This window comes from Massilia sp. DWR3-1-1 (assembly GCF_049898325.1).
Classification (GTDB): Bacteria; Pseudomonadota; Gammaproteobacteria; order Burkholderiales; family Burkholderiaceae_D; genus JAFCUW01.
In genome coordinates this window covers 1-533 of the sequence record NZ_JAFCXL010000090.1, presented here as the reverse complement: position 1 = coordinate 533, position 533 = coordinate 1, and the positions used below count along the sequence as shown (strand labels likewise).

Below are 533 nucleotides of genomic sequence, written 5' to 3'. Positions count from 1 at the left end.
GCGATCGAGCACGCGTGCAGCCAGGCCTGCCACGCAATTGCACCCGCATGGCCGTTGGATAGAGCCATTGCTGTCAATCCACATTGGTCACGTATTAGCATGCCAGTGCGCCGGGTGGCTGCACGAATGGCCGTGCTCGGGGGCATCCAGGTATTTCCACCACGAGAGCAGCAACTGCGGGCGTGGCGCAAAGGGCGAATTTGCGCTACCGATCTGGCGCTCGCCCTGCGACAGCTGCCCGAGGCGCACGCGACAGGCCTCAGGCCTGAGCAGTGCGCCGATGCGCTCCAAACGAGCGCCCCACCAGCGCAATTGCCATTACTCATTGATGTGCTCGACAACGATCCCAAACGCCATGCGCGGCTATCCTGGCGAGACGCCATCACGCACCAAGTGAGCCAAACCTGTGCCGCTTACTTCGATGAGCATCAAGCCATCTGGCAGCCAGAGCGCACCCAGGGTTTGTACGGCTTTTGGCGAGACACCCTTCAACACGACCATGGGATCGGCTTGTTGATGGGCTTACCGCGTTT

General features: G+C 61.4%; 1 protein-coding gene. It reads left to right on the top strand.

The window, feature by feature from the left end; all coding sequences use genetic code 11:
* Positions 1-3: 3 nt before the first annotated feature.
* Positions 4-533 (top strand): putative inorganic carbon transporter subunit DabA (locus ACP7EY_RS24060; RefSeq protein WP_426197766.1); only part of this gene is annotated, 530 nt, incomplete at its 3' end.